Source organism: Alteribacter aurantiacus DSM 18675, from assembly GCF_000429705.1.
Lineage (GTDB): Bacteria > Bacillota > Bacilli > Bacillales > Salisediminibacteriaceae > Alteribacter > Alteribacter aurantiacus.
Genome location: NZ_KE386942.1, coordinates 473,446 through 498,832 on the forward strand (window position 1 = coordinate 473,446; position 25,387 = coordinate 498,832).

The following is a 25,387-nucleotide window of genomic DNA, read 5'->3' on the forward strand; positions in this document are numbered from 1 at the left end:
CCACCCTACCTTTTATAAAATTGATATGTCCCATTTCGTAAATCAACTTCGTCTTCAATACGATCATTCTTTATGGAAACAAGAAACGGACCTTCACCGCTCTCCTGAATAATTTCTTCGATCACACCACCTTTGGAAGGCGAAAAGAAATACAAATCCCCTCCTTCAAGTTCAATTTTTTGAACACTTGCACCCAATGTCGAGTCCTCAAAAGGGGCTTCGGCGGATGTGTCCAACAACTCTTCCCACCGGTTGACGGTTCTTTTCAACTCCTCAACCGCAAAATAGACACCTGACAGCCGGGAAGAGCCAATATCATGTTGCTTTATCACACCTTGATTTACTAATTCTTTTCGCCTCTCGTCGTCAGTGACAAGCCAATCTATAAAAAAGGGAAGAGGAAGGTTTGTTTTTGGATCATGGACAAAGAGTAAAGACCATTCCAGTACACTTCCATCCGGCCGTTTCCGACTTAATGGGACCGGCCCATTTACATGAAATCCTTTTTGTTTAAACCTTTCCGCTAGGAGCGGAAGGTTTTTCGTACGCAAAGCAACCCGAGAAAACCCTTGTTGATACTCTTGTTCAGCTATAGTTGAAAATGGACTGTACTTGATGTCAGCTGCTTTAACCTCTTCAAAACATTTACGATCATCAATGGCTAAGTACTCAATATAGCTTAGGTCGAAATGAAGCAATGTATTATATGTGCCACGATGTTCGTGCCTCCCGCCAACTACAACATGCAACCCCTTTTCTCCAACCTCCTCTTTTACTTCGTATGCATCATTCACGTAATGAATGATATGGTCAAACTTAAAAGTCACAAAAACCACCCTCTTTACTATGAATTAATAAAAAAATAAAACCTCTTCTGTTGTAAGAAGAGGTTAAAAAACGTAAAGAACACTCTTCTTATCTTTCAAGCCACAAGTGACTTGATGGAATTGGCACAGTTCCTAAACGGTCTGCTGCCGAGGTTTCAAAGGGCCATTCCCTCCACCTCTCTGGATAAGATTCAAATGAATTATGAAGTTGTATGCTACTATAATGGATAACCAACCCAGTTGTCAATATTTTTTAACTATTTTAACAATAGCATTTGAAAAAAAGGGGCTACTTTCACACGTAACTATTCTGGCCACTTTTTCTTAGTTCTCTATGACTCTTGTCCTGTAGTTTTCAACGCTTCCCTCTCCACTCTCCCCAAAAAGTCATCGACCACTTTTTGGGTGATTTTCTTTCCACCCAGTTTCAAAAACGTTCTGCCCGCCACATTGACCCCTTTGTTTTGTCCTTCAAAAATCAATAAGGTACGTTCTTCTTCTTTTTTCACTAATGTGACTGAAAAACGAATCTCGAACAGTTTAGCCAAAACAAATCCAAGCTTCAATTGCTTTCGGTCCCTACTGTTTTCATATCCAAGCACCTGGATCGTGTAGGTTTCACGCCGACTTCCTTGCTGATACGTTTGAAGGTACCTAGAGCCTACCATCCCTGCTTCTTTGTGGACAAGCCGATGCTCTATTACATTGGGCATGACTCTTTGGATCCTGTCTTCAGAAAACAACCGCCATACCGTTTCCAAATCCGCTCCAATCGTCCGTTCTTTTCTCCAGGTAATCATCGCTTCCGCTCCCGTCCGCCTCTTTACACCTATTTTAACAGACCTCACCACCAAGATCGGAAGAAACCATCTAAACCTTAAGCTCCCAAAACATTACAAACCAGCCCCGGTCAAAAAATACGTTAACAACAAAAATAAAACAAGAACCACCACAACCCCCGTCGACACGATCACCACATTGGATGAGGTGAATTGTTGCGCATTAATGGCTTTTCGATTTCTCAAATATAGAAAAATTGCCGTAACAATGATAAATACCCCTGCTAGAAAAGAAGCGATACTAATCGTAATAGCCATTGTATAAGAGTAATGCTCGTGCAAGAGTGTAGTAAAGTGCAAACTGGTCGCAAGAAAGCCAATGCCCTTAAGAGCAAGTGCTGTACGGATCCAAGCAAGAAACGTTCGTTCATTCGCTAAATGCTGTTGAATGTATTGAGACTCCAATGTTTGATTTTTCTGTTCGGTAGTCATTGATTCACCCTTCTTTATACCCCTAAGGGTATGCACCCATTATAGCACGTTTGAACCTATGTTTCTCTTTATATACTTCTTGATATACAAAAACCGAGTGCATCCTTCCTGCACCCGGCTTCATTCCTCTTCTTCTTTTTCCTCAACATACCGATCGGCAAAACCAATCACGTCTTCTACATACCAATCGGCCCGGTTATACGCAAAGACCGCTCGTTCGTACTCCCCATCAGCCGCTCCATTGGCCGCTAAATACTTTGCTGCCGAAAATACGGCATCTTCTATATTGTAAGGATCGGCTACACCGTTTCCCGTTGCATCCACGCCATATCCCCCGTATTGCTGAATAATCTCAGGGTCCGTTTTTTCCTCATTCGGAATGTCCCCTTCTCCTAGTCCACCACATGTTGGATGAGACCAACCTGTCCATGTACACGGCATGAATTGCATATGCCCTTCAGCCCCCACCGGCGACACAAGCGGGTCCATCGTAGAAAAGATCGTCTCCACTCTATGAACAGCAGCCAGAAGATTCCACGGCACCCCATACTCATCCTCCGCTGCTTTGTAAATCGGAAGATAATCGTCAGGCACTTCCATTTCCCCTCGCTCTGACAATGGTGCCCCCCACCGATCCTCGTCCCAATCAATGGTTTGCACAATCCCCACAACCAACAATACGATCAGACCGAACACACTAAGAACCTTCAAGCTGTGCGGAACACGCTTCGTTTTCGATTTTCTCTTCGCCATCCTCCGCACCTCCTCTTACCTTCTTAATTCACTATCATACACGATTAATGGCAGTTCCTTCACGCTTTATACACTGTTCATGTTATTCTATTATAGAAATAGGAAAACAAGAGATAGGAGAATCACGCTAATGAAACCACTTATGTGGATAAACGCCATCGTCATTCCAGTCATCGTCTACCTTTTTTTAAACCTATTATGGACCAATATTAACATCACCGTACTTCTCCTCCTATTAGCCATGGGTTTATGTACAAACATCTTTATTTATCTCAATACTCGCAAATAAAAAAGCAAGGTGTAGAGAACGTCTCCACCCTTGCTTCTTAAACGTTATGTCAAATCGTAATACTTCCCTGAGAAATAAGCCAATGGTTTCGCCTCATCATCCACGCGGATATCTCTTACGCGCCCAATGTAAAGGGTGTGATCCCCTTCCAAGTGAGCATTATGCACATCACACGTAATCGTGGCCACTGCCCCGTGAAGAACAGGCATATCATCAAACACGTCAAACTCTACAGACTTGTCATCCTTTTTCTGCCCGGCAAAATACATGCTCAAATCTGCTTGACCATCAGCCAAAATACTGACCGCAAAGGAGCCAGCCTCATCAAGGTATCCCTTCATCGTCGCTTTATTAGCTACGGAAATGACGATCAATTTCGGGTCCAAACTCACGCTCATAAACGCATTCGCAGTCATGCCGTGCACCTTATCTCCCGATTCCGTTGTTACGACCGTAACACCCGTTGCGAACTTCCCCATTGCCCGTTTAAACAACTGATCATCCATTCCGAAACGCCTCCTTTTTAAATCACAAACGTTGGTTTTCGCTGTTTAAGTGTCGGCTGTCCCACTTCCTTCAGCTGCTTAGGGTTCAACACATCTTGCACACGACTCGCTTCGTTAAACCAACTGTCCGGAGCCGCATGCCCCCAAAACGTCTGACGGCGAGGATCGTTAATATCCCATCGAATCGGCTTAAAATCAGGATCACTCGTCAAGTAATCCCCATTGTAAAGTTCAATTCGATGACCATCAGGATCTCTCAAGTATAAGAAAAACGCATTCGACAACCCATGACGCCCTGGCCCTCGCTCGATGTTTTTCGTATACCCCATGGACGCCAACACGTCACACGCATGAATCAAGCTTAACTGATCCGAAAGCCAATAGCCAATATGATGCAACCGTGGTCCTTCCCCATTCATAAACGCCACATCATGAACACTCGGCTTACGATGGAGCCACGCCGCCCAAATTTTTTCGTCCTCAGCAGCAGTATATTCAGAACAGGCAAAGCCCAATTCCTTCGTGTAAAAATCATACGCCTTCTCCACATCACGAACCATACAATTAAAATGGTCGATTCGCTGCACACGAGCCCCCTTATAAAGATCATAACGCTGAAGCATCCGCTCTACCTGATCCATTTCACAATAAAACTCAAGAGGCAACCCACTTACGTCCTGCACACGAAGCGCACGACCCATCCCAATCTGCTCCCCACGCTCAAGCCACCGCGTTTTCAACCCTTTTTGTGAAAAAAAGAGGTCAAGGCGCTCCAAATCGGTTTCCTCAAACACTTTATATCCAATCGCTTCTACCGACGGCTCTTCTGCCTTTTTTAAAAGCAAGGAATGATGGTTACACTCCTCCAACCCCCGTAAGTACAAGTGAGTGTCATCGGATTCGGTCTCCACAAAACCTAACGCATCCACATAAAAGGCACGAGAGCGCTCAAGGTCTGTTACGTTAAGAACGGCCCGGCCGGAACGAATAATATTAAAATCCATCGTCACTTCCTCCTATACCTTTGATGTGTTCGGTTTTGTTTTTACCGTCTGATCAAGAAAATCCTGTACGTACCTTTTATATGTCTCTTTTTCGTATTGATCAAAATACGTCATCCCCATGCGAATCGGATCGCCGAAGAAGTAGTATTCATAGTGCATTTGACGACTCCCAAAAGCACTCATCGTCATATCCCACGCAAGTCGGAACAGCTGCACACGTTCATACCCTTCAAGGTTTTTTCCTTGAAGACCACGATTCAATATGGGACCAATCTCTTCGTGCATAAAGTCGGCCTCCGTCGGTGTGCCCATGAGTCCTGACGCTCCGAGAACACGGAGAATCTCAACTAGTCTAGGGTACACCCTCGGATACCAGTTACGAGCCGCATTTAAAGCATCGAAATCCGGTGTCATCGTTCCGGACTTGTCGAGCTTCGCGTTATGCTCCGCACGGTACAAGTGGGATTTCATCGTTTCAAGAGTAAGCATGATTTCAGTTCCTTTGTCTTGAACATGCTGGAACTGATCAATGCCAATCGCGTCCATCATGCTAAGAGCTGTGCCAAGGAGAAATTCGGTTTTCACGATATTTTTCGCCACCACTTGGTGAGCCATATGCACAACCGCGTTCGTTTCTCGGAACGTCCGATTGCAAATCGATGAATGACCACAAACAAAAACCCTCTCCCACGGTACAAACACGTTTTCAAAGGACACGATCGCGTCCCCTTCTTCAAATCGAGACGAAAGGGGATGATCCCATTCATTTTTACCGTAATCAAAGGACTCACGACTCAAAAATTTCAGTCCTGGTGTGTTGTTCGGGATTGCAAAGGCAAGGGAATAAGGATCGTCAAGCTCGCCCGCCTTTTTCACTGTAGAAGGGAAGACGAGAATTTCATCTGTAATGCCTCCTTGAGTGGCAAGAAGACGAATGCCGTTTACAATGATGCCATCCTTCTTTTTCTCCACCAAATGAAGAGCCACATTAGCATCTTTTTGCTCGTGCTGCGCTTTTGCACGGTTTACTTGGGGATGAATCAACGTGTGCGTCAAGCTAATGTCGTTTTCTCTCGCAAACTCGTAATAGTTACGGGCGTTGGTAGAAAACATGGGATCCGCTTCAGAAAAAAGCTCGTTGTTCATTCCCATTGCCATCACTTCTGCATTTAAATAATCTGGCGAGCGCCCCATCATTCCTCCGGATGTACGTGCCCACTCTTGAATAGCTTCTCGGCGCTTGATTAAGTCTTCAATCGATGTGGGCTGTAAAAACGTCATTCCTACCTTTTCACCTGAAGTCGGTGATGTATAGAGCATCTTTTCCGGTTTTTCGTATTGGAGGTCGTATAGTTTCGCCATGGAGCGAACGACGTTTTTTAGGCCTGGGTGCTCCGTGACATCATCCACTCGCTCCCCGTGAAGATAAATATGATTACTCGCTTTTTTTAAGCGGTTGATATATTGTTCGCCTGTTTTTGCCGGCATCAAGATTCCTCCTTTTGGATGGTGAAAAAAGGGCGGTGGATCATACCTCCCCCCTCTATCTCCTTTTCTACGTCCGCTTCTTTTTCCCGAACTGCGGAATCGGATGATCGCTTAAGGCTACATGAACAACTTGAATCTCTGTATAAAACTCAAAGGCGTAGTAGCCACCTTCACGCCCAATACCACTATGCTTTGATCCACCAAACGGTGTCCTTAGATCTCGCACGTTTTGAGAGTTGACCCACATCATCCCTGCGTCAACCGCTTGAGCCACACGGTGCCCCCGCTTCATATCATTTGTCCACACGTAGCCTGCCAAGCCGTAGCGCACATCATTGGCCATCTCGACCACTTCTTTTTCATCTTTAAACGGCATGACCGCCATCACTGGACCGAAGATCTCTTCTTGTGCGACCGTCATCTTGTTGCTTACATTTAAAAGAAGTGTAGGAGGTACAAAGTTTCCGTCCGTATACGCGTCATCAACGACCCCGCTAATCACTTGAGCCCCTTCTTCTTCCGCTATCTTTAAATACCGTTTCACATTTTCATAGTGGTCTGTATGAATGAGAGGACCTACTTGAGTCCGCTCATCAAGAGGGTCACCGACGAGGATGTTTTTCACCCGGTTCATAAGTTCTTCCACAAAGGTATCGTAGATGTTTTCATGAACGAACAAGCGAGAATTCGCCGTGCACCGTTCGCCGTTAAAGGAGAAGATTCCCCATGTGCATGCATCAATCGCCCGCTCCATATCGCAGTCATCAAACACGATGATCGGAGATTTGCCTCCAAGTTCCATGGAGAAGCGTTTCAAAGGACCGGCCCCGTTTTTCATGATTTCCGATCCTGTTTTCGTTTCTCCCGTAAAGGAAATGAGCGGAGCATCTGGATGAGCCACGAGAGCGGCCCCTGCCGTTTCACCATATCCGTGAACGACGTTAAACACTCCTTTTGGGAGATCCGCTTTGTGAATAATTTCGGCTAAACGATTTGCCGTCAACGGTGACCACTCCGCAGGCTTTAACACGACCGTGTTCCCGGTAGCAAGAGCCGGCGCAATCTTCCACGTTTCCAGCATGAATGGCGCATTCCAAGGGGTAATTAACCCTGCAACACCAACTGGTTTATGAACGGTGTAATTTAAAAATTCATCGTCTACTTGATAGGCGTCTCCCGTCAGACGACTTGACACCATCTCGGCATAAAATCTGAAGTTTTGCGCTGCACGAGCGACCATCTTTTTCGTTTGGTGAATCGGTAGACCCGTATCCAGCGATTCCAGTGGAGCAATGTCTTCAATATGTTCATCGATGAGGTCTGCAATTCGGTTTACATAGACGAGTCGATCCCTCAATTTCATTTGACCCCACTCGCCTTTAAACGCAGCCTTAGCAGCTTTAACAGCCCGGTCAATGTCATCCGCTGTACCTGATGCCACCTGGTTAATTGAATGATTCGTAAAAGGATTCTTATTATCAAAGGTTTCATTCGTACTTCCATGAACGAATTCACCGTCAATATATAGCTTAATATTTGAAAGTTGACTCTCATGGGTCAACGCTTGAGGAGAGATGGTTTCCGCTTTGTTTGTCACGTAGATTCCTCCTTTTTGTTCAAATCATTTACTTTGAGATCACTTGATCAGCGACGTTTGTATACGTTTTCAAAACATCACGTATTTCATTTTGAAGAGCTTCTGTCGGAAGATCCATTGGCATGCGAAGAACCGGTTCAATTTTACCCATCATGCCGAGGGCCGCTTTTAACGGAGCCGGATTCGTATCTTTAAACAGCACATCGTTTAAAGGCATCAGCTCGAAATGGAGATCCTGTGCACGCTTCACGTCCCCTTCTTCCCACGCGTTATAAATCTCCGCCACTTTTCCTGGCATCACATTTGCTGTCGCACTAATGTGTCCCGCTCCGCCAATCGCAAGCATAGGGAAGCAGAGAAGTTCAATTCCTGAATACAAGTTAAAATCACGGCCGCAGTTAAGTAGAACGCGATTAATATGCTCAAAGTCTTTATTGGACTCTTTCACTCCGATAATGTTCGGGCAGTCCTCATTTAAACGAGCGAGTGTGTTTACGTCGAGATTTGTGGCCGTTCGTCCTGGAATGTTGTAAATGATCAGAGGAATATCGACACTGTCGGCTACCGTTTTAAAATGCTTGTATAACGCATGCTGAGACGGCTTGTTGTAGTAAGGTACGATCACAAGCGCTGCATCCGCCCCCATCTCTTGCGCTTTCTTTGTTAAATCAACCGTTTCGTCATGGTTCGTAGAGCCTGTTCCAGGTACAAATGGCACGCGACTGTTCACGGCTTTCCCGGCTGTTTCCATCACCGTTATTCGTTCTGCCACTGTTAAAGAGCTCGGCTCTCCAGTCGTTCCGGTTACACTAATCGCGTGGCTTCCGCTCTCCACATGCCAGTCAATGAGTTCCGTCAATTTATCCAAATCCATGGAATAATCCTGTCGAAATGGTGTCACAATCGGCGCAATTGACCCTCTTAATCTTTGTTTCGCTTCATCATACCTCATCATCATTCGCTCCTTCGCAAATAAATAGTCCGAATTTTTCTACAAATAAAACGTATCATGTGCTACGCTATATGAGAAATATTGATTTGATATGGAAACGATACGAAAAAAGTATGCATATGGAGGGGAAGCCATGGATATTAAACAACTCAAATACTTTTACGCCATCGCATCTGAAGGGCAAATTACCCGTGCAGCAAAAAAGCTCCACATGGCACAACCTCCACTTTCCCAACAGCTAAAATCATTAGAGACTGAGCTCGGTGTGACTCTTTTTGATAGAAACGGACGGACCATGGAACTGACCCAAGCAGGCACCGTTCTTTTTGAGAAAGCAGAACGAATCCTTAACGAAATTGAAGAAATACGAGTGGAAGTAAAGGAAAGCAACGAAGGGTTAAGAGGGAAGCTTGCCATTGGAACGGTCAAATCGTGCTTCTCTTATTTACCTGAACGGATAAGAGACTTCAGACACAACTACCCTGCCGTTAGCTTCTTATTAAGGGACGGGGACTCCTATCAAATTGGAGAGCTAGTGAAAAGCAGAGTGGTAGAGCTTGGCATTGTGCGGCTTCCCCTTGAAATGAGAGAGTTCGATCACATCCGTCTTCAGGACGAAGAGTATGTAGGCGTGTTTCATCAGAACGCCTTACCAAATCAGCACGGAAGAGCCGTATCCATGACTGCATTTAAACATGTTCCTTTACTTCTGTTGCATCGTGTAAGTGGAGCTGGCCAATACGAAATGATCTTAGAAGAATGCAAAAAGCACGGATTTGAACCAACGGTCTTGTGCGAGTGCCCAGATGTGTCCATGCTCTTAGCATTAGTCGCAAAGGGAGTTGGAGCTACCATCGTGCCTCGATCGACACTCCTTTCCTTTCAATCTCCTGATCTCGTAGCATTCCCGATAAAAAATGCAGAGGTGCGGGCAAAAAGTGCCCTCATATGGCTCAAGCACCGTCATCTTTCAAAGCAGGCAAGGCGATTCGTGGAGGGATTCAGATAACAGTAGGAAGCATCAATTGTTATAACGTAGATAACGATATTAAGAGGAGGAACACCATGAAAGAAATGATTAAAGAACGATTAATGAAAGCCTTTCATTTAACTGAAGACTTTTATTTAAACCTGACAAACGAGCAACTATCCCTTTCCATTTCGACGGTTCCATCAAACACAATCGGAGAACAAGCATACTGCTTGATTGGAGCAAGGGAAAGCTACCTTAATGCTCTTTTCAAAGGAGAGTGGGATGGTTTTACATGTAGTCTATCAAGCGCCACGAACAGTGATGAAATAATCAGTAAATTAACGGACTCTCGCGACCAGATCGAGCACTTTTTACAACAAGAAACATTAACACAGACTCAAATAAACATCGTTTTTGACTTATTGGAACATGAGGTCCAGCACCACGGGCAGCTTATTCGCTTTGGTTACGCCAATAAACTTGAGTTTCCTACGAGCTGGAACGAGCGATATACGGTGTAGCGGGGGGCGCTACGCCTTACCGCATCAAGTTTAAATGTTAGAGGCCATCACTTTTCTTGGCGTTTCTTCTTCTCTCCCTCGCACTCCCAATTCCTATACTCGTACTTTCCCCCTTCTATTACATCCCCAGTTATTCTCCCTTTCGTTCCGTATTGCCATGCGATATGAAGACGTTGTTCCACTCTTTTTTTTTCTTTTGTCGATTTCAAGAGTATTTTCCGGGAAATGATCGAATTCCCATACCCTTATACATAAAACAGGCTGTTGAGAAAGGAGTCTCTCAACAGCCTAAGGATTTCACATTCCCCTATCCCTTTATTTCGGTGTTACTTCATCTTCCCAATCCAACATACCGCCAGTCATGTTAATGACGTTGTACCCTTCTTTCTCCAAGAAAGATCCAGCCTTGCCGCTTCGTCCACCGGAACGACAAACCATAACGTGTTCTTTATCTTTATCAATGTCATCAATCCGATCTTGAATTTGCCCGAGAGGAATGTGAAGAGCTCCAGGAATCATGCCTTCAGCAACCTCTTCGTCCTCTCGCACATCAATAATGCTCACGTCTTTATTGTTTTTAATGGCTTGTGATACTTCTTTTGGTGTCATTTCTTTCATGTTTATGCCTCCTCTAATACGCTGGTTTTCATGTTGGTTCGTACGACCTAACAAGTCGATTATATCACAAAATCAAAAATACCTACAGGGGTATAATGCTTACATACTAAAAATAACGTTGAAACCGATAAACGCCTCCATGAATCATCGATTCTTCCTCTCCTTGATCCGCATGAATATGCACTTCAAAAGGACGCTCCCCTCGCGTTTCAAGAATGTGAGACACAAGACCGTCCTCCTTAGGTGAAGCGAAAAGCAAATCTCCACCTTTTAAATGAATCCTTTGAACACGTGCACCAAGGCGATCATCTACATAAGGCTCTCCCGTTGGAAGACCAAATAACAAAGCCCACTTAGCCACTGTTTGTTCTAGGTCCTTTATGGCAAAGGTGACGTGAGAAAGCGATGAATCACGATCTTTATTAGTGTCCATCACACCATGAGAAACGAGATCCTCCCTCCGTTCTTCATCACTTTGATGCCAGTCTATGAAAAAAGGAAGAGGCATGTCTGACTTTTCATCTTCAACAAACAAGAGAGACCACTCAAGCACGCTCCCATCTGGCCTCTTTCGACTAAGTGGAACAGGTCCCGTTACTGTTAATCCTTTTTCTTTCAGTATCGATGCCAAATTGTCTAGGTTACGGGTTCGAAGAGCAATTTTTGAAAAACCCTCAACGTATCCATCTTGCAGAATTGTTGAAAAGGGACTTAATTCACTCTTTTCTTTGTGGACTTTTTCAAACAACCATTTGTCATCAATACCCAGAAACTCAATGTAGCTTAAATCAAAGTGACAAAGGGTATTATATGTTCCCTTTTCTTCATGCCTACCACCGTTAACAGCATGAAATCCCTTTTCTTGAAATGCTTCTTTAGTTTTGTGTGCATCCGATACGTAATGAATAATGTGGTCGAAGTTGAACATGTATACCACCTTCCTTTTTTAGGGCACTGAGCTAATGGTTGCCTCTTTTCTATGCATGTACCTCTTCTATAGAAGATTCAATCTTTTGTTTCAAATTTGGTTTTGACGTATATAGGAGATAGGTTTTACTTGTTGTTTTAATAGCGATCGTTTCTGTTTGTCCATAAGGCAGCCCGATCCTAGTAACCCCCTTCTCTTTTACATCACAAGAAACGTCAATAATATCTATGAGCTTAATCACAACTTTACTAAACTGCCATCTAATGTGTAGATACTCTCCTTTTACCTTTACTGTCGGTTGCATCATCATCGCCTACATCCCTCCTAAAAAAACCTACGAAATACGACGCGCTTCGTCCCTTTCATTTATCGTTTACTAACTTTCGATTGGATCGACATTAGAAGGTAACACATGTGAACGTTGTTAAACTGGATCACTTTAGCCTGTCTCTTCTTTATTTATGGAAGAATCTAGTATAGTATAAATCTATTCTAGTATTGGCTGGAGGTCGTCATGTGGAAGCTTTTCTATTATTATTGATTGCTATTCTATTTTTGTCAGTCCTATTCTTTACACTTGCTATACCCGTCGCTTTCTTTCGGAAAAACGGTAAGGTGAAAAGTTATTTGTCCTACATCGTGTTTATGGTTAGTGTCATTTTCTTTTTTATTGCCATAATACAAGAAATGAGCATGCCAATCTTGGTTCCCGCCCTAGCAATCGCCTTTTACTTTTTTCTTTTTATCGCCTACCAAGCTCTTTTTTATGGTCCTCATAAATGGACAGGAGTGATTGGTTATTGTGTTGCCATGACATTCGCATTCCCATTCAATACAGACTTGATGTTGTACCCCTCTGCCCCTTTTTTGCTAGTCTTTTTTGCTATCGGTTTCTTTTTTATAGGCCTTCTGTTATTTAACCTTTTTCGAAGAGTAAGCTATTTCGTCCGAACTTCTCTATTAAAACAAAGAGAAGTCACGTTACATAAGTGTTATAAAGGATTTGGGGTGGTCACCTATTATTTAACTAAGCCACCATCTGAGAGAACCGCGCGTTTATTACAGCGCTTTTTCCTGCCTTCTTTTAAACAGCTTGAATCGCCTGTAATTGAAGCAGATAATGAGAATTATCGCTTAATTGGTGACGGCCAAGAAGAGGATCGACTCTACCGGTTTCGCATTATGACTTCAGGGTATGAGCGCGTGCCTGATATCAACCGAGCAAGAAAAGGATTTGATCGCTATATGAGCATTCGCTTTGCCCCAGGATTGAGCGGTGTGAAAGAAGCACTCATCCCACCTGAAGAGATCCCTCCCGATTTTGGTGTCCAAACGGCATTAAACGAAATGGAAGACGGACCAGAGCGATCGGTACTAAAAGCCCTCTGGGAGGTTAAAAAAGGTGACAAATCCTTTAGGGACCTTTTCTCGATCGTTGAAAAAGCTGTTGAGCGAACGATTGCAAACGAAGGCGTGATTGACATCGATCACGATTATGAAGATATTAAAATGTTTTTCAAACTCGTATCCGAACGTCAGGCCGTTTTTCATCAACACGATGAGGTTTTAATGTCGATTCAACCGAAAAAACTCACTTCTCTATATTTACAAAGAATCGTAAGGCACGCTAAGAAAGAAGCTGCCCTATACCGTGAATTCTTCTCTTACTGGAACCTGTTACTCTCTAAGCAGAACCAACGGAATACGATCGACGGCTTATCCGATGCTCTTTTTTATCAACAGTGGGTGGACCGTGAAGGATATCGCCATCCGTCTGTTGCGGAAATTGATAAGAAAGGAAACTGGTTGTTGGTCCTCACTTCGTCCGTTTTCATTCCCCTCCTTTGGTTTTTTCTTATTCTTTTAGACGACCGCGGGCTCCTTGGTTACGTGGTGTTTACCCCGGTATTTATTGTGATTGTCGGGCTTTCTTTTTTACCAATGACCATGAAAGAGTTGAAGCGGCGCAAGTATTTTAAAGCCTACTTAAACACCTAAAGCATTTCTTTTGTCTTCCTCTCTTTGATTTCTTATGATTGTTATATCAACCAAAAAGGAGGAGACGTCATGACAACGAACGTACATGATTTCTCAGTGAATAAACCGAACGGGGAACAAGTTCCTCTTGAAGAATACAAAGGTCGTCCCATGATTATTGTGAATACGGCAACGAAATGCGGCTTAAGCGGACAGTTTAAAGAATTGGAGCGCCTCCACCAAGACTACAAAGAGGAAGGTCTCGCGGTCCTCGGTTTCCCGTGCAACCAATTTATGAATCAAGAGCCTTTAAAGGATGATGAAATGACTGAAGCCTGTGAGATCAACTTCGGTGTCACCTTTCCCCTTTTCGCGAAAATAAAAGTGAACGGGGAAGACGCCCACCCTCTCTACAAGCACTTGAAGTCTGCCCAAAAAGGTCTGTTAAGTTCCGAAATCAAATGGAACTTTACGAAGTTTCTGGTGGACCAAGATGGTGAAGTGGTGAAACGCTATTCACCGCAAACCGCTCCAAAAAAGATGGAAGAAGATGTTCAGAAGCTTCTTAATCAATAACAAAAGCCCGTAACCATGATTGGTTACGGGCTTTTATGTTACGTGCATATCCTCTTGGACAAATCCCTGTAAAACTGCATCACGTCCGTGTCCTTTAAGAATCGCAGGGAGTGGGTCGTTCGCTTCGTGGCAATTTCAATGTTATTGGAAAATGAAAACATTCCTGTCTTTTCAATGGCAATCTCTTCGATTTTTTCATAGGGAATCGAATACACCGCAGACTTGGATTTCGACATGAGCGAACGGTCCACAAACAAAATGCGGTGGCTCGTGAACGCCACAAAGTCAACCATTAAACCGTACGTCCCTTCCAGTGTCTCACCTTCAAACAAAAACTCTTCCGCCTGCTGCATATGTTTTTCCCGGTTGTCACCTTTACTAAAAAAACTCAATACAAATACGCCTCCTTTTAGTGGTCACTATACATGGGATAGACGGTATTTTCAAAGAAAATAATAACCTCCCTCACCAATATAGCGAGGTGAGAGAGGCGAATTGTTTAAGCGGCATCCTTTTCTCGATAAAACAACATAATTGGCATCTTGAAGTAGTACTTCGTTATAATAAACACACCGATCATCATCCCGAAAATAACAATAATACTGGCAATAGAAAGCCCACCGACACCGGCTACTACGTTTGCAATGTTACAACCCGGTGCAATACGTGAGGCCACACCCATAATTAATCCTCCGCCGATCGCAGCAGGCAATCGCTTTGCTTTCGGAAAACGTATCTTGAAGCTCTTACTAAGAACGGAGGAAATAAACGCACCAACCACCATGAAAATCACAAGTGTCTCCTCCGGTCCCAGCCCTATAGCGGGGTAAGAAGAAAACATGTTGTTCAAGTAAACATTGTTATACACGGCCTGTTCTCCAAAGATGGATGCAACAAGTACGCCTCCCATTCGAGTCTCGGGCCCAGTGACACTGATCGAAGAAAGAGTAATAAATTGAATCGTTGCCGTGATCCCCATCAAAACAGCGACGAAACGTACATCCCAGTGCTGCTGTTTAAACGGATTTCCGTTCCAATCTGTCACACTGTTTTTTACCCCTTGCAAGAATCCGTCCACACCAAACTTTTTGACCACAATGAGGATAAGAATACCTACAAAGATCAGAGGCAACACCATAAACGGAAGTCCGATTTCATAAAGACTGTATCCTTTATCCGTGAATGTTAGCGGCTCCACAAATCCTTCACGCCCCCATGGGTCATATATAAAAGCAAACAACAAGTTTCCAGTAATCATCGCTGCAATGACAATCCAAAACTGGACGTATCCCATCCCACTTCGATATAGGGCACCAGAGGCACAACTACCGGCGATCGTCATGCCGATACCAAAAAGAATGCCACCAAACAAGTTCGTAAGACCGATCGGTACAGCCCACACCTGCTCCAAGGACGCCAATCCTGTTGTAAGGGCAAACCCCCATCCAATCATCGCTGTCGCCATAAGGACAAGGACGCCTTTACCAATCCGAGAATCTTTTACACTTACAAAATCCCTGACGGAGGCAACAAAACAAAAGTCAGCTTTTTGTAAAAGAAAACCATAAATAAGACCAAATACCGCTGCTAAAATAAATGCTTCTATTGTAAACATCCCGCTCCTTCTCCCCTTTCTTACGGCAAAACGAAGGCGAGCTAATGATGTCGGCTCGCCTCTACCTTTTACCTGTTATTTTTTCTTTAGATAAATATAGTAGTTTCCATCCTCTTTTACCGTCCCCAAATGGTCGGCTAACTTGTTCATTTTTACTGCTGCAGGAATGGTTTTTGTGGCAATCGAGTGATCCGTGACTTCAACGAGAATATCACCTGACTTCGCTTTCTTTAAACCATCTAGTGCAATATTTAATGTATGAGGGCAAACCTCACCGACCCCGTCCAGTTGGTGATCGACCGTTAATTGTTTCAATTCTTGATCTGATAAACTCATGATTCATCTCTCCCGTCGTATAGCTCATCTACGTTTTTCACAACCCATTCATGTCCCGGTGTCTGTTCAGCTGTCCAGCCGAGCATCCCATCTGCATAATTATGGACATTCTCTATTCCATTATCCTTAAAAAACTTCGCCACTTCTTGGCTTCGTCTTCCACTTCGGCATACCAACACGTACTCTTCCCCTTTATCAAACGCATCCACAAGATCGACGATTTCACTCATGGGAATAAGCGGGATTCCAGGAATGTGCCCTTCCTCATACTCCTCAATCTCACGTACATCGATGAGGATCGGAGAAAGCTTCTTCTTAACGTGTATGTCTTTGACTTCTTCGTATGTTAGTTGAGTTACATTTTCTTTTTCGAATGCCACAAGATTCACCTCTTAACTTTCAATATCTGTATCAGGATCGTTGCCCCACTCAGCCCATGACCCTTCGTAAGGTTTAATATCATCGAACCCAAGCAAGCGAAGGGTAAAATAAGAATGAGCCCCTCTGACATTTGTTTGGCAATACGGAATAATCGTTTTGTCTCGGTCTACACCAGCCGCAGCAAACTGTTCCTCTAACGCTTCTGGGTCTTTAAAATATGGAACATCATCATCCGATAATGCTTCCGTCCATTCAAGGTGAGGGGCGCCAGGAATATGTCCACCACGCTCAGCACGAACATCGGATCCATCGTACTCCCCTTCAGAACGTGTATCCAAAATGACTGCACTTTCGTTACCGATATTATTCTGAACATCTTCTTTTGATGTTTGGAGTGCTGGGTTTAATTGTGCTGTAAAATTCCCAGTCTCTACTTCGGGCGCATCTGTGGAGACATCTTTCCCTTCAGTCAACCAAGCTGTAAAACCACCATTAACAATTCTCACATCTTCGTGACCATATAATTCAAGAGCATAGAACAAGCGTGCCGCTTGTAAGCTATCCCCATCATCATAAGCAATGACCGTGGAACCATTATCAATACCTAAAGACTGAATTAGCTCTTGAAAAGTGTCTTCGTCTTTTAAAATACCGGAGATTGGATTATCAGGGTCATTTAATTCACCAGAGTCCAAATGAACGGCTCCCGGTATGTGACCACCCTCGTAGCCTTCACGACGCAAGTCAACCAACACCACGTCCTCTTGATTCTCCTCAACCCAGTCAACATCGACCAAGAGATGACCATTTTCATATGCGGAGGCGTCTACAACGTCACCTTCTGCAATGTCCGCTGACGCTTCATCAATCTCCTCCAATGACGGGTCATCAGAACAAGCCATCAACAATACACTCATAATGATAAGTGGCAACACGTATTTCATTTCCCAATCCCCTCTTTCCTCTTTTGATTTTAAATAGTACCATAATTCCGATATGTTTAAAAGGAATTAATACAAATAATTCCGATTGATTTACTTGTATTTAAAATAGCCTATGATTATACTAGTTAAATAGTTCATATTCACGAAAGAAAGGAAGAGACGTGTGAAGAATTTACTTATCAAATGTTCGTTTTTTCTCGCCAGCATCATTGTTTTGACAGGTTGTGCCTTAGAACAAAATAGCGATGAAAATGACAATGAACGTTCGGAAGGCTCCAGTGCAGGTGATCTGACAAGCGTACAATTTTATGTTCCCAGTGAAGATGACCATTCCATTTCCGTCATCGATGTCGTATCTGGTGAGCATGTTGCAGATATTGAAACGGGAATGGCGCCTACCATCGTCGCCTTTGCCAGTACGATGCGCCAAGCCTTTGTGGCCAATCAAGATAGCAGTACGGTTGAGATTATTAACACACAACAGCTTGAAGTTGAAGCTGAAATTGAAGTTGGTCCCCGCCCCCATGGCCTTGCATTGAGTAACAATAACGGGACTCTTTATGTAGCAACGGCAGGTGACCAATATGTAGATGTGATTGACGTCAGTACCCAAGAAGTAACCGAACAAATCGACCTTGGTTCAGGAGCCCACTCAAACTACGTAGACCTGATCGATGATACGTTGTATGTTAGCGATCATGAAAATGACCGTGTTTACGTTGTGGATGTAAAGAGCAAAGAAGTAACAAGTAAACTTGAAACAGGGGGAACCCCAAGAGTCGCTCGCGTTCACAACAACAGCCTCTATGTAGCAGCCAGTGAGACAGGAACGCTCGAAATCTTTGATCTACAAACAGAGGGCAAAGAAGAAATTGATGTAGGAATAGGTGCGACGGACGTAGTCATTTCAGAGGACGAAAGTTATGCGTTTGTCACTTCATTAGAGGAGAGTTTTGTTGCAAAAATCGATCTGGAATCCAATGAAGTCGTTGACTTACTGGAGGATCAAGAGGGAGCTAAACATCTTGCCTTTAACCGTGAACAATCCCGCATTTATGTTACGTTAAGCGAATCCAATGAGGTATCTGTCATTAATACAGATTCCATGGAAGAAGAATACAGAATTGAATTAGGTGGGGATATGCCCCACGGAATTGAGATAAAAGCGTTGCCTGGGATAGGCGGAAGCTGCTAAGTAAAAGTAGATTTTCATACGCAAAAGAATAGCACCTCTTCCGTTTACAATTTATACTAAACAGAGGAGGTGCTTTTTCTTGCCATACGTAAACATTAAAGTAACGAAAGAAAACGGTGGTCTCACCAAACAAGAAAAAGAAACACTCGTAAAAGGGGTCACGAACCTGTTAGAGGAGACCCTTAACAAAAACCCCGCATCAACCGTTGTGATTATTGATGAAATTGACACGGACAACTACGGACTTGGAGCTGAGCTCATCACGGACAAACGAAAGCGCGAAAAGTAGCGTGCGCAACAAAAGCCCATTGGAATGGGCTTTTGTTATGGCCTTATTTGTTTTCAGTATCTTTTCTCCCGAGCGTAAGAGCTCCGATGATAAGAGGGATCTGAAGAGGAAGCCGAAGCCATAACAGTATCGGATTAATCGGCTTTCCTCGTTTAAATGAGATCTTCTTTTTTGCCATATACACGTTTGCCGGAAAAACGGCCACCATGAAAAAAGCAAGCAATTTCCCTGTGAGTCGTTGTCCTTTTTTTACCCACAACAAAATCGCAAACACAATCTCCATGACACCAGTGATTAACACAATCGCTTTTCTAAAAGGCAGTTGCTTTGGAACAATCTTTCGAAACCCTCGTTCATGGACAAAATGCAAGACGCCCGCTACCAATAAAAGGGCAGAATACAGTGTTCGAAAAACGGTTTTCATGCTCCTCATCCCTCCTTCTATAGGATCTCATGCTTAAACACATAGCTCGCTTTTTCATACTCCATTTGGTGTTCATAAAAGCGATGGGCTTCTTTCCGCTGTAAACCTGATGATAAGGCTACGCGTTGATACCCGTTTGATTTTGCCCATTCGTGAACGTGGGTGAGAAGCTTTTCACCATACCCCTTTGATCGCCGGCCTTGATCGGTCACCAAATCACAAACCCAAATAAATCTTCCATAGTAGAGTGTGGTCATTGGTTTAAAGCCAATAACCGCGACCATATCCTCACTGTCAAACAGAGCAAGCATCACGTAACGATCTTTTTCTTGAGCTTCTCCTACTAACTCGAGGTACTCTTGTTCATCAAGATGAGGCCGTAGCTGTGACATAATAGGAAAGGCTTTTGAGATGTCTTCTTGTGCTTTCAACTCTCGCACGATTTCACGCTTCACAGTCAGCACTCCTTTTGCTCCGTTAATACTCTCTTGCAATTAAGTCCGTTCTTACAGGCTTTCGATCCATTTCCCTCGCCCATACGGACACTTGTCCGATGTGATGAACCTCGTGAGTAATGATATGATAGAGCACCTGTTCAAAGGGAAACGTTCTCTCTTGCCCGTCTTTCCCAGTCAACGCGAGAACGTCGTTGGCCTCTTTTTCATAGCCTTCTAAAAAACGCAATGTCCTCTCTTTTGTTCGTTTTGAAAATGCTTTAACTTCTTCAAGGGTAGACACCTCAATACGCTCGACAGGCTCCCCTAGCATATGACTAACCCATAGGTGCTCACAGTTGATCACATGATAGAGATTTTGCAACAAGCTCTTCATACCACCAGTACGTTCCTTTACCAGTTCCTCGTAAGAAATCCCTTCGCACCACTCGATCCAGTCGTTTCTCACTTCCCAATTATACGTAAACAATTTCAACACTCGCATCTGCCTCCATCCCGCTCGCGAGCACCAACGTGCCCTCTCGTGTATACTAGACTTATAATTTCGACAATTTCACTTACATTTAAGAGTAACATAGAAGAGGAGGAATCACTTCATGAAACTACTTATGGTCGGAGCCGGTGCCATTGGAGGATATTTTGGCGCCCGCCTTTTGGAAAAAGGAGAGGACGTGACGTTTCTCGTTCGGGAGGGTCGGCGAAAACAACTAGAGAAAACGGGATTACATGTAGATAGCATCCACGGAGATATTCACGTGGAACCGAAACTTATTGAAGCAGGGGACCATCTCAAGGAGCCATTTGATGCGGTTCTTTTATCCACGAAAGCCTATCAATTGGACGACGCCATGGAAGACATTAAGCCCTACGTGGGTAAAGAAACGATGGTCATCCCTTTGTTAAACGGAGTCGCTCACAAGGATAAGCTCATTTCTGTATTAGGTGAGGAGCGTGTTCTTGGAGGACTTTGTTTTGTGGAAGCAACTCTTAACGCTGAGGGGCACATCGTGCAACGAAGTTCCATTCATAAACTCCTGTTTGGAGAGCGTTCGGGTGAAAAATCTGAACGAGTCCGCGCTCTTGAAGCGTGCTTCAGCGGCACAAAAAGCAGCTTTGTACTTTCCAAAAACATCATGAGTGACATGTGGAAAAAGTACTTGTTTATCTCCACATTGGCTGGCGTTACGTCTCTTTTTCGCTCACCAATCGGGCCAATCCGTGAAGATCCATTGGGGTCTGAGACGATACGAAAAACCATTCACGAAGCAGCTTCCATTATGCAAAAGCTGAATGCCCCCCTTCCAGAAGGTGTTGAGGATGGGATTTGGGACAACATTCATTCGATCGAGCCCACAATGAAGTCATCTCTTCAGCGAGACATGGAAAAAGGCCTTTCTGTTGAAGGCGATCACTTCTTTGGCTATCTATTGGAAAAAGCAGAAGAACAGCGAATCTCCGCACCTACATTAAAGACGATATACGCTAATGTGCGCGTGTATGAACAACAGTAAATTGCTTTTTTAGTAGTTTTGATAAATAAATGGCCATTTTGTGTAGAAAAACACCAAACCCAACCACTCGGAGGCATCTCATGACAAAACGAAAGCTACTCATCACCCATAACATTGATAACACTCACATCAAGCAGATCGAATCTCTCGTTCCGGATTGGGACGTGATTATCGGAAAAGAGAAAGAAACGTGGGAGCCTCACTTGGAATCCGCCGAAGTGATTGCAGGCTGGAAAAAAGAAATGAATGACGCGGAAAATCCAAACCTTCGCTGGCTTCAAACGTGGAGCGCTGGCATTAACGGACTTCCCCTAGGTCGTTTAGAAAAAGCTGACGTGGCCATTACAAGTGCCAATGGTGTGCATGCCAACCCTATTTCTGAAACCATCTTTGGTCTCATGCTCGCTCTCACGAGAAAGATCCATACGTATGTACTGCAGCAACAAGACAAGACGTGGCACCATGCCAATATGAATCTGGAACTACACAACAAGACTGTGGGGATCATTGGCGTCGGTGCCATCGGAAAAGAGACCGCAAAAATTGCGAAAGCATTTGGAATGAAGACATTGGGCATCCGCCATTCTGGGAAAGAAGTGGAGCATATAGATCAGATGTACACGTTAGATCATTTTCACGACCTTTTACCAGAATGCGATTATGTCGTATCGACCCTACCTTTGACCGAGCAAACCAACCGCCTTTTTGATAAAAAAGCATTTGACCTTATGAAAAAAACAGCCTTTTTTATCAACATCGGTCGTGGCCAGCTTTTGGATGAACACGCCATGATCGAAGCGCTTCAAACAGGTGCGATCGCTGGAGCTGGTCTGGACGTATTTGAGAAAGAGCCACTCGAAGAAACGAACCCTTTATGGGAGATGGAAAACGTGATCGTAACGCCTCATACCGCTGGTTCCACGGAGTTTTACAACGAACGTGTGATGGAGATGATTTTCATTCCGAACCTGGAGAAATACGTAAACAACGAGTTGCCTCATCTTAATCTAGTAGATTATAAAAAAGGATACTAACCCATAACATATGAAAAGCCGCCTTGAACGAAGCAAGGCGGCTTTTTCAAAATAAAAGACTGAACATGCATTCGAGTATGGGTAAGCAGGAAAAACCTGCTCTTTAGGGAAAGTATAGAATGAGAAAGGATGAGATCATATGATACTAAAACCACATTCCAAGCTACTTTTTATAGGGGATTCCATAACCGACTGTAGCCGTAGTCAGCCAGACGGGGATGGGTTATTTGACGAGTTAGGACAAGGCTATGTGTCTTACGTAAATGCCCTGATCCAATCAACATATCCAGATCTTGTAATCCGTGTAGTGAATAAAGGGGTGAACGGAAATACAGTTAGAGAGCTTCAAGAGCGGTGGCAGTTGGATGTTGTCGATGAAAAGCCTGACTCCGTCGTTATTTTTATTGGTATTAACGATGTGTGGCGTCATTTTCACAGCCCATATAAAACGGAAACACATGTATCTATTGAAGAATATTCACATGCACTAGAGACCTTCGTCGGCAACACTTATCCACATGTGGATAATGTCATTTTAATGACTCCGTTCTTTTTGGAGAAAAATCAAGAGGATCCGATGAGGAGAGAGATGGATTGTTATAGAAACGTTGTAAAAAAGATTGCCAATCGTCATGGCTGTATTTTGGTAGACACACAAATCCCTTTTGACGATCATATGAAATCAGTATATACCTCTGCTTTGGCATGGGATCGCGTTCACCCTAACCCAACAGGGCATATGATTTTGGCAAGAGCGTTCTTAAACGAAATCGGGTTCCAGTGGTGATCCAAATAATAGAATACCTATTAAAACGAAGCCATACAAACCTGGCTTCGTCTTTTCGTTATTTCAGGTTATGATACGTGTTACTCCAGCAATACACCATTTTTCTATCTTTGTGTTAATGACACTATCAAATCTTTAATAGATTCATAGAATACAGTATGAAAGGAGGGATTGAGAGTGTACAGATACGTTACAGAAAAAGAGTTATATTGTGTATGCACGTTCAAACAGAAATACAAGAAACCAGTAGTAAAACAAAATAAGAGACGTAAAAAGTGCTCTGTTCGAAAAGACTACCATGAGTACTACGCTTGCGGAAAACCAAAGCGATACCGTTTCCACCCTTGTTGCTAAAAATGCGAAAAAAACGCCCGGCAGATTCTTTGTCGGGCGGTTTTTTTATCGATTTTTATTTAAGATACCTTTCTTGTCAAAGCTTCTTCCTCTTTCACTCCGCTGCTCTTTCGACTCCAAAACGAAACGAGAAGTGGCCCTGATATGTTATGCCACACGGAGAAAAGGGCACTAGGCAACGCCGCAAGTGGACTGAAATGAGCCGTTGCAAGTGCAGCACCAAGTCCTGAGTTTTGCATGCCCACTTCAATTGAAATCGCGCGACGTTTTCCTTCATCTAACCCAGCCCACTTTCCTGCTAGATAACCAAGGAAAAGACCAATACCGTTATGCAAAATGACCGCCGAGAATACAGCAATACCCGATGTGATGATGTTTTCTGCATTCGCAGCCACAACGGCACTTACAATAAGCATGATCGCGAACACCGATACAAGAGGCAATGCCACCTGCCCCTTCTCAACCACTCCTGGAAGCAACTTACGGACGAGAATACCGAGAATAACCGGAATTAAAATCATTTCCACAATCGACATAAACATAGCCGACGTACTGACAGGCAACCATTGATTGGCTAAAAACAAGACGATAAGCGGTGTAAACAAAGGTGCAAGCATCGTCGATACGGACGTCATAGCAACAGAAACAGGTACATCTCCTTTAGACAAGTACACCATGACGTTTGAAGCCGTGCCACCTGGACAAGCCCCCACCAATACCAAGCCTACCGCTAACTCCGGTGGTAATTGAAAGACGTAAGCAATTGCAAACGCCGCAAGAGGCATCACAAGAAACTGAGCAAGTAATCCGATTAAAACAGGAATCGGCTTTTTGGCAACGACTTTAAAATCACTTAGTTTCATAGTCGTTCCCATACCAAACATGATAATTCCAAGAAGAATGGTAATGTAAGCCCCGATCCACGCAAACGTTGTAGGCGTCAAATACGCCGCGACTGAAACAAGAATAACAATAAGTGCAAAATACTTACTTACAAATGTGCTTACAGTTTGTAGCCATTTCATTCTTCTCACTCCTCTGACTGATTTTTCAGATTAATAAAAGTATTTGATCATTTTAACGCGCGCTTTCTTCCTTTGCAATAGCAGAGTGAAAAATCGTGTCAAAAAATTTGACGAAGAGCTTGCTTTCTTGTAGATAGTATCTATTTTAGGTTCCTTTGTAGTGAGAGAGACGATAGCCCTTGGGGATTGGGGGGGGAGCGGCGCGTGGATCTGGTCTTTCGAGTCTCGTAAGAGCTACTTATTTTTAATTTAGCGAAGATAAATGTGTAATTGGCGGATTTATATTTGATTTGGCGGAGATCATTGTGTAATTGGCGGACTTATTCTTGAATTAGCGGCGTTAGCTTCCCCACTCCCACAAACATAAAAAAAACGAGAAGCTTCTGCTCCTCGTTCACTCATTTTCCGGACGATCAATATGGGCGTCCGTTTCTTTTAATTTTGCCACTGCCTGCTCGTAATCAGATTCGCTTACATCAAACTCAAGAATGTACTCAAAAGAGCTTTTATCGTTTTTGTTTAATAGCCCTTTATTCCCTGCGGTTACAGGCGGCACACCTGTTCCAGCAGTCCCCGATGAACCAATGTTAGCAGCAGGAACGAGAACCAGTTCTTTTCTGCTCGCTTCGGGAATCTCATCGACCATTACGTTACTCACTTCTAGTTGTTTTAGGCTAATCGACGCCGATTCAGCATCGTTTTGGGTTCGGTAATACGCTTGAAGTTTCTTCATCTGAACCACTCCTCTCGTTTTACT

32 protein-coding genes and 1 riboswitch are annotated in these 25,387 nt (G+C 43.7%); of the genes, 10 read left to right on the forward strand and 22 right to left on the reverse strand.

The features are described from left to right. Positions 1-5 precede the first annotated feature (5 nt). The 4 genes from G476_RS22400 to G476_RS0117705 all read right to left on the reverse strand — a co-directional run bounded on the left by G476_RS22400 (position 6) and on the right by G476_RS0117705 (position 2,851). Positions 6-827 (reverse strand): VOC family protein, encoded by an 822-nt coding sequence (locus G476_RS22400; RefSeq protein WP_051314906.1) that lies wholly within the window; start codon positions 825-827, stop codon positions 6-8. Between the two features lie 85 nt (positions 828-912). Continuing rightward, a riboswitch (SAM riboswitch) is annotated at positions 913-1,018 on the reverse strand. A 141-nt stretch (positions 1,019-1,159) separates the two neighbouring features. Continuing rightward, positions 1,160-1,627, reverse strand: coding sequence for an SRPBCC family protein (locus tag G476_RS0117695; RefSeq protein WP_026691271.1), 468 nt, complete (start codon positions 1,625-1,627; stop codon positions 1,160-1,162). Between the two features lie 93 nt (positions 1,628-1,720). Next, positions 1,721-2,098: a YidH family protein gene (locus G476_RS0117700; RefSeq protein WP_026691272.1), complete on the reverse strand. Its 378-nt coding sequence runs from the start codon at positions 2,096-2,098 to the stop codon at positions 1,721-1,723. A gap of 120 nt (positions 2,099-2,218) precedes the next feature. After that, on the reverse strand, positions 2,219-2,851 hold the full coding sequence (locus G476_RS0117705) for a lytic transglycosylase domain-containing protein (RefSeq protein WP_026691273.1): 633 nt from the start codon (positions 2,849-2,851) through the stop codon (positions 2,219-2,221). Positions 2,852-2,981: 130 nt separating this feature from the next. Here G476_RS0117705 and G476_RS23695 point away from each other — a divergent pair, with 130 nt between their 5' ends. Next, positions 2,982-3,140 carry a hypothetical protein gene (locus tag G476_RS23695; RefSeq protein WP_156906628.1) on the forward strand — a complete coding sequence of 53 codons (159 nt, stop codon included), beginning with the start codon at positions 2,982-2,984 and terminating at the stop codon, positions 3,138-3,140. A 44-nt stretch (positions 3,141-3,184) separates the two neighbouring features. On the opposite strand, the gene G476_RS0117715 is transcribed toward G476_RS23695, so the two are convergent. From G476_RS0117715 to hpaI, 5 genes are all read right to left on the reverse strand, one after another. Beyond that, complete coding sequence (locus G476_RS0117715) at positions 3,185-3,646, reverse strand: flavin reductase family protein (protein ID WP_026691274.1); 462 nt, start codon at positions 3,644-3,646, stop codon at positions 3,185-3,187. A 17-nt stretch (positions 3,647-3,663) separates the two neighbouring features. After that, a complete protein-coding gene (gene hpaD, locus G476_RS0117720; RefSeq protein WP_026691275.1) occupies positions 3,664-4,650 on the reverse strand; it encodes a 3,4-dihydroxyphenylacetate 2,3-dioxygenase in 987 nt (328 codons plus the stop codon). Positions 4,651-4,662: 12 nt separating this feature from the next. Beyond that, on the reverse strand, positions 4,663-6,138 hold the full coding sequence (gene hpaB / locus G476_RS0117725) for a 4-hydroxyphenylacetate 3-monooxygenase, oxygenase component (RefSeq protein ID WP_026691276.1): 1,476 nt from the start codon (positions 6,136-6,138) through the stop codon (positions 4,663-4,665). A gap of 67 nt (positions 6,139-6,205) precedes the next feature. Further along, a complete protein-coding gene (hpaE, locus tag G476_RS0117730; protein ID WP_026691277.1) occupies positions 6,206-7,714 on the reverse strand; it encodes a 5-carboxymethyl-2-hydroxymuconate semialdehyde dehydrogenase in 1,509 nt (502 codons plus the stop codon). Between the two features lie 49 nt (positions 7,715-7,763). After that, positions 7,764-8,690: a 2,4-dihydroxyhept-2-ene-1,7-dioic acid aldolase gene (gene hpaI, locus G476_RS0117735; protein ID WP_026691278.1), complete on the reverse strand. Its 927-nt coding sequence runs from the start codon at positions 8,688-8,690 to the stop codon at positions 7,764-7,766. Between the two features lie 130 nt (positions 8,691-8,820). On the opposite strand from hpaI, the gene G476_RS0117740 reads away from it, so the two are divergent. Together G476_RS0117740 and G476_RS22405 are read left to right on the forward strand one after the other, a co-directional pair. Continuing rightward, a complete protein-coding gene (locus G476_RS0117740; protein ID WP_026691279.1) occupies positions 8,821-9,696 on the forward strand; it encodes a LysR family transcriptional regulator in 876 nt (291 codons plus the stop codon). A gap of 56 nt (positions 9,697-9,752) precedes the next feature. Beyond that, positions 9,753-10,181 (forward strand): hypothetical protein, encoded by a 429-nt coding sequence (locus G476_RS22405; RefSeq protein ID WP_051314907.1) that lies wholly within the window; start codon positions 9,753-9,755, stop codon positions 10,179-10,181. 315 nt (positions 10,182-10,496) lie between these two features. Here the strand turns inward: G476_RS22405 and G476_RS0117755 are convergent, their stop codons facing one another. The 3 genes from G476_RS0117755 to G476_RS0117765 form a co-directional block, all read right to left on the reverse strand. After that, positions 10,497-10,799 carry a rhodanese-like domain-containing protein gene (locus G476_RS0117755; protein ID WP_026691280.1) on the reverse strand — a complete coding sequence of 101 codons (303 nt, stop codon included), beginning with the start codon at positions 10,797-10,799 and terminating at the stop codon, positions 10,497-10,499. Positions 10,800-10,905: 106 nt separating this feature from the next. Beyond that, positions 10,906-11,727: a VOC family protein gene (locus G476_RS0117760; protein WP_026691281.1), complete on the reverse strand. Its 822-nt coding sequence runs from the start codon at positions 11,725-11,727 to the stop codon at positions 10,906-10,908. 49 nt (positions 11,728-11,776) lie between these two features. Continuing rightward, positions 11,777-12,037, reverse strand: coding sequence for a SunI/YnzG family protein (locus G476_RS0117765; protein ID WP_051314908.1), 261 nt, complete (start codon positions 12,035-12,037; stop codon positions 11,777-11,779). A 206-nt stretch (positions 12,038-12,243) separates the two neighbouring features. Between G476_RS0117765 and G476_RS0117770 the strand changes: the two genes are divergently transcribed. Next, entirely contained in the window at positions 12,244-13,725 is a 1,482-nt protein-coding gene (locus tag G476_RS0117770; protein WP_026691283.1) for a hypothetical protein, read from the forward strand. Positions 13,726-13,794: 69 nt separating this feature from the next. After that, on the forward strand, positions 13,795-14,280 hold the full coding sequence (locus G476_RS0117775) for a glutathione peroxidase (RefSeq protein ID WP_026691284.1): 486 nt from the start codon (positions 13,795-13,797) through the stop codon (positions 14,278-14,280). A 38-nt stretch (positions 14,281-14,318) separates the two neighbouring features. Here the strand turns inward: G476_RS0117775 and G476_RS0117780 are convergent, their stop codons facing one another. From G476_RS0117780 to G476_RS0117800, 5 genes are all read right to left on the reverse strand, one after another. Continuing rightward, positions 14,319-14,672, reverse strand: a complete 354-nt coding sequence (locus tag G476_RS0117780; protein WP_026691285.1) for a PH domain-containing protein — start codon at positions 14,670-14,672, stop codon at positions 14,319-14,321. A gap of 107 nt (positions 14,673-14,779) precedes the next feature. Then, a complete protein-coding gene (locus G476_RS0117785) occupies positions 14,780-15,895 on the reverse strand; it encodes a YeeE/YedE family protein (RefSeq protein WP_026691286.1) in 1,116 nt (371 codons plus the stop codon). 75 nt (positions 15,896-15,970) lie between these two features. Then, a complete protein-coding gene (locus G476_RS22410) occupies positions 15,971-16,231 on the reverse strand; it encodes a sulfurtransferase TusA family protein (protein WP_051314909.1) in 261 nt (86 codons plus the stop codon). Beyond that, positions 16,228-16,611, reverse strand: coding sequence for a rhodanese-like domain-containing protein (locus G476_RS0117795; RefSeq protein WP_026691287.1), 384 nt, complete (start codon positions 16,609-16,611; stop codon positions 16,228-16,230). Before G476_RS0117795 ends, G476_RS22410 begins: the two co-directional genes overlap by 4 nt. Positions 16,612-16,623: 12 nt before the next feature. After that, on the reverse strand, positions 16,624-17,556 hold the full coding sequence (locus G476_RS0117800; protein WP_051314910.1) for a sulfurtransferase: 933 nt from the start codon (positions 17,554-17,556) through the stop codon (positions 16,624-16,626). A 163-nt stretch (positions 17,557-17,719) separates the two neighbouring features. Between G476_RS0117800 and G476_RS0117805 the strand changes: the two genes are divergently transcribed. Then, complete coding sequence (locus G476_RS0117805) at positions 17,720-18,751, forward strand: YVTN family beta-propeller repeat protein (RefSeq protein WP_026691289.1); 1,032 nt, start codon at positions 17,720-17,722, stop codon at positions 18,749-18,751. 79 nt (positions 18,752-18,830) lie between these two features. Next, positions 18,831-19,040 (forward strand): 2-hydroxymuconate tautomerase family protein, encoded by a 210-nt coding sequence (locus G476_RS0117810; RefSeq protein ID WP_026691290.1) that lies wholly within the window; start codon positions 18,831-18,833, stop codon positions 19,038-19,040. Positions 19,041-19,083: 43 nt separating this feature from the next. On the opposite strand, the gene G476_RS0117815 is transcribed toward G476_RS0117810, so the two are convergent. The 3 genes from G476_RS0117815 to G476_RS0117825 form a co-directional block, all read right to left on the reverse strand. Beyond that, positions 19,084-19,464: a DoxX family protein gene (locus G476_RS0117815; protein ID WP_026691291.1), complete on the reverse strand. Its 381-nt coding sequence runs from the start codon at positions 19,462-19,464 to the stop codon at positions 19,084-19,086. Between the two features lie 17 nt (positions 19,465-19,481). Then, entirely contained in the window at positions 19,482-19,856 is a 375-nt protein-coding gene (locus tag G476_RS0117820) for a GNAT family N-acetyltransferase (protein WP_084405834.1), read from the reverse strand. Between the two features lie 85 nt (positions 19,857-19,941). After that, entirely contained in the window at positions 19,942-20,397 is a 456-nt protein-coding gene (locus tag G476_RS0117825) for a DinB family protein (RefSeq protein ID WP_026691293.1), read from the reverse strand. Between the two features lie 118 nt (positions 20,398-20,515). Here G476_RS0117825 and G476_RS0117830 point away from each other — a divergent pair, with 118 nt between their 5' ends. The 3 genes from G476_RS0117830 to G476_RS0117840 all read left to right on the forward strand — a co-directional run bounded on the left by G476_RS0117830 (position 20,516) and on the right by G476_RS0117840 (position 23,251). Continuing rightward, the gene (locus tag G476_RS0117830) at positions 20,516-21,430 is read left to right on the forward strand and encodes a ketopantoate reductase family protein (protein WP_026691294.1); all 915 of its coding nucleotides are present in this window, start codon (positions 20,516-20,518) and stop codon (positions 21,428-21,430) included. Between the two features lie 80 nt (positions 21,431-21,510). Next, the gene (locus G476_RS0117835) at positions 21,511-22,464 is read left to right on the forward strand and encodes a D-2-hydroxyacid dehydrogenase (RefSeq protein ID WP_026691295.1); all 954 of its coding nucleotides are present in this window, start codon (positions 21,511-21,513) and stop codon (positions 22,462-22,464) included. A gap of 139 nt (positions 22,465-22,603) precedes the next feature. Next, positions 22,604-23,251, forward strand: a complete 648-nt coding sequence (locus tag G476_RS0117840; protein WP_026691296.1) for an SGNH/GDSL hydrolase family protein — start codon at positions 22,604-22,606, stop codon at positions 23,249-23,251. A 413-nt stretch (positions 23,252-23,664) separates the two neighbouring features. Here G476_RS0117840 and G476_RS0117845 read toward each other — a convergent pair whose 3' ends face one another. Together G476_RS0117845 and G476_RS22415 are read right to left on the reverse strand one after the other, a co-directional pair. Then, positions 23,665-24,630: a bile acid:sodium symporter family protein gene (locus G476_RS0117845; protein ID WP_035187271.1), complete on the reverse strand. Its 966-nt coding sequence runs from the start codon at positions 24,628-24,630 to the stop codon at positions 23,665-23,667. Between the two features lie 394 nt (positions 24,631-25,024). Then, entirely contained in the window at positions 25,025-25,363 is a 339-nt protein-coding gene (locus G476_RS22415) for a hypothetical protein (RefSeq protein WP_035187274.1), read from the reverse strand. Between the last annotated feature and the right edge of the window lie 24 nt (positions 25,364-25,387).

Bases quoted from the DNA above. Each gene is read 5' to 3' on its own strand.
- G476_RS0117695 (WP_026691271.1), bottom strand. From the start codon at position 1,627: ATGATTACCTGGAGAAAAGAACGGACGATTGGAGCGGATTTGGAAACG.
- G476_RS0117700 (WP_026691272.1), bottom strand. From the start codon at position 2,098: ATGACTACCGAACAGAAAAATCAAACATTGGAGTCTCAATACATTCAA.
- G476_RS0117705 (WP_026691273.1), bottom strand. From the start codon at position 2,851: ATGGCGAAGAGAAAATCGAAAACGAAGCGTGTTCCGCACAGCTTGAAG.
- G476_RS23695 (WP_156906628.1), top strand. From the start codon at position 2,982: ATGAAACCACTTATGTGGATAAACGCCATCGTCATTCCAGTCATCGTC.
- G476_RS0117715 (WP_026691274.1), bottom strand. From the start codon at position 3,646: ATGGATGATCAGTTGTTTAAACGGGCAATGGGGAAGTTCGCAACGGGT.
- hpaD (WP_026691275.1), bottom strand. From the start codon at position 4,650: ATGGATTTTAATATTATTCGTTCCGGCCGGGCCGTTCTTAACGTAACA.
- hpaB (WP_026691276.1), bottom strand. From the start codon at position 6,138: ATGCCGGCAAAAACAGGCGAACAATATATCAACCGCTTAAAAAAAGCG.
- hpaI (WP_026691278.1), bottom strand. From the start codon at position 8,690: ATGATGAGGTATGATGAAGCGAAACAAAGATTAAGAGGGTCAATTGCG.
- G476_RS0117740 (WP_026691279.1), top strand. From the start codon at position 8,821: ATGGATATTAAACAACTCAAATACTTTTACGCCATCGCATCTGAAGGG.
- G476_RS22405 (WP_051314907.1), top strand. From the start codon at position 9,753: ATGAAAGAAATGATTAAAGAACGATTAATGAAAGCCTTTCATTTAACT.
- G476_RS0117755 (WP_026691280.1), bottom strand. From the start codon at position 10,799: ATGAAAGAAATGACACCAAAAGAAGTATCACAAGCCATTAAAAACAAT.
- G476_RS0117760 (WP_026691281.1), bottom strand. From the start codon at position 11,727: ATGTTCAACTTCGACCACATTATTCATTACGTATCGGATGCACACAAA.
- G476_RS0117765 (WP_051314908.1), bottom strand. From the start codon at position 12,037: ATGATGATGCAACCGACAGTAAAGGTAAAAGGAGAGTATCTACACATT.
- G476_RS0117775 (WP_026691284.1), top strand. From the start codon at position 13,795: ATGACAACGAACGTACATGATTTCTCAGTGAATAAACCGAACGGGGAA.
- G476_RS0117785 (WP_026691286.1), bottom strand. From the start codon at position 15,895: ATGTTTACAATAGAAGCATTTATTTTAGCAGCGGTATTTGGTCTTATT.
- G476_RS22410 (WP_051314909.1), bottom strand. From the start codon at position 16,231: ATGAGTTTATCAGATCAAGAATTGAAACAATTAACGGTCGATCACCAA.
- G476_RS0117800 (WP_051314910.1), bottom strand. From the start codon at position 17,556: ATGAAATACGTGTTGCCACTTATCATTATGAGTGTATTGTTGATGGCT.
- G476_RS0117815 (WP_026691291.1), bottom strand. From the start codon at position 19,464: ATGAAAACCGTTTTTCGAACACTGTATTCTGCCCTTTTATTGGTAGCG.
- G476_RS0117820 (WP_084405834.1), bottom strand. From the start codon at position 19,856: ATGTCACAGCTACGGCCTCATCTTGATGAACAAGAGTACCTCGAGTTA.
- G476_RS0117830 (WP_026691294.1), top strand. From the start codon at position 20,516: ATGAAACTACTTATGGTCGGAGCCGGTGCCATTGGAGGATATTTTGGC.
- G476_RS0117835 (WP_026691295.1), top strand. From the start codon at position 21,511: ATGACAAAACGAAAGCTACTCATCACCCATAACATTGATAACACTCAC.
- G476_RS0117840 (WP_026691296.1), top strand. From the start codon at position 22,604: ATGATACTAAAACCACATTCCAAGCTACTTTTTATAGGGGATTCCATA.
- G476_RS0117845 (WP_035187271.1), bottom strand. From the start codon at position 24,630: ATGAAATGGCTACAAACTGTAAGCACATTTGTAAGTAAGTATTTTGCA.
- G476_RS22415 (WP_035187274.1), bottom strand. From the start codon at position 25,363: ATGAAGAAACTTCAAGCGTATTACCGAACCCAAAACGATGCTGAATCG.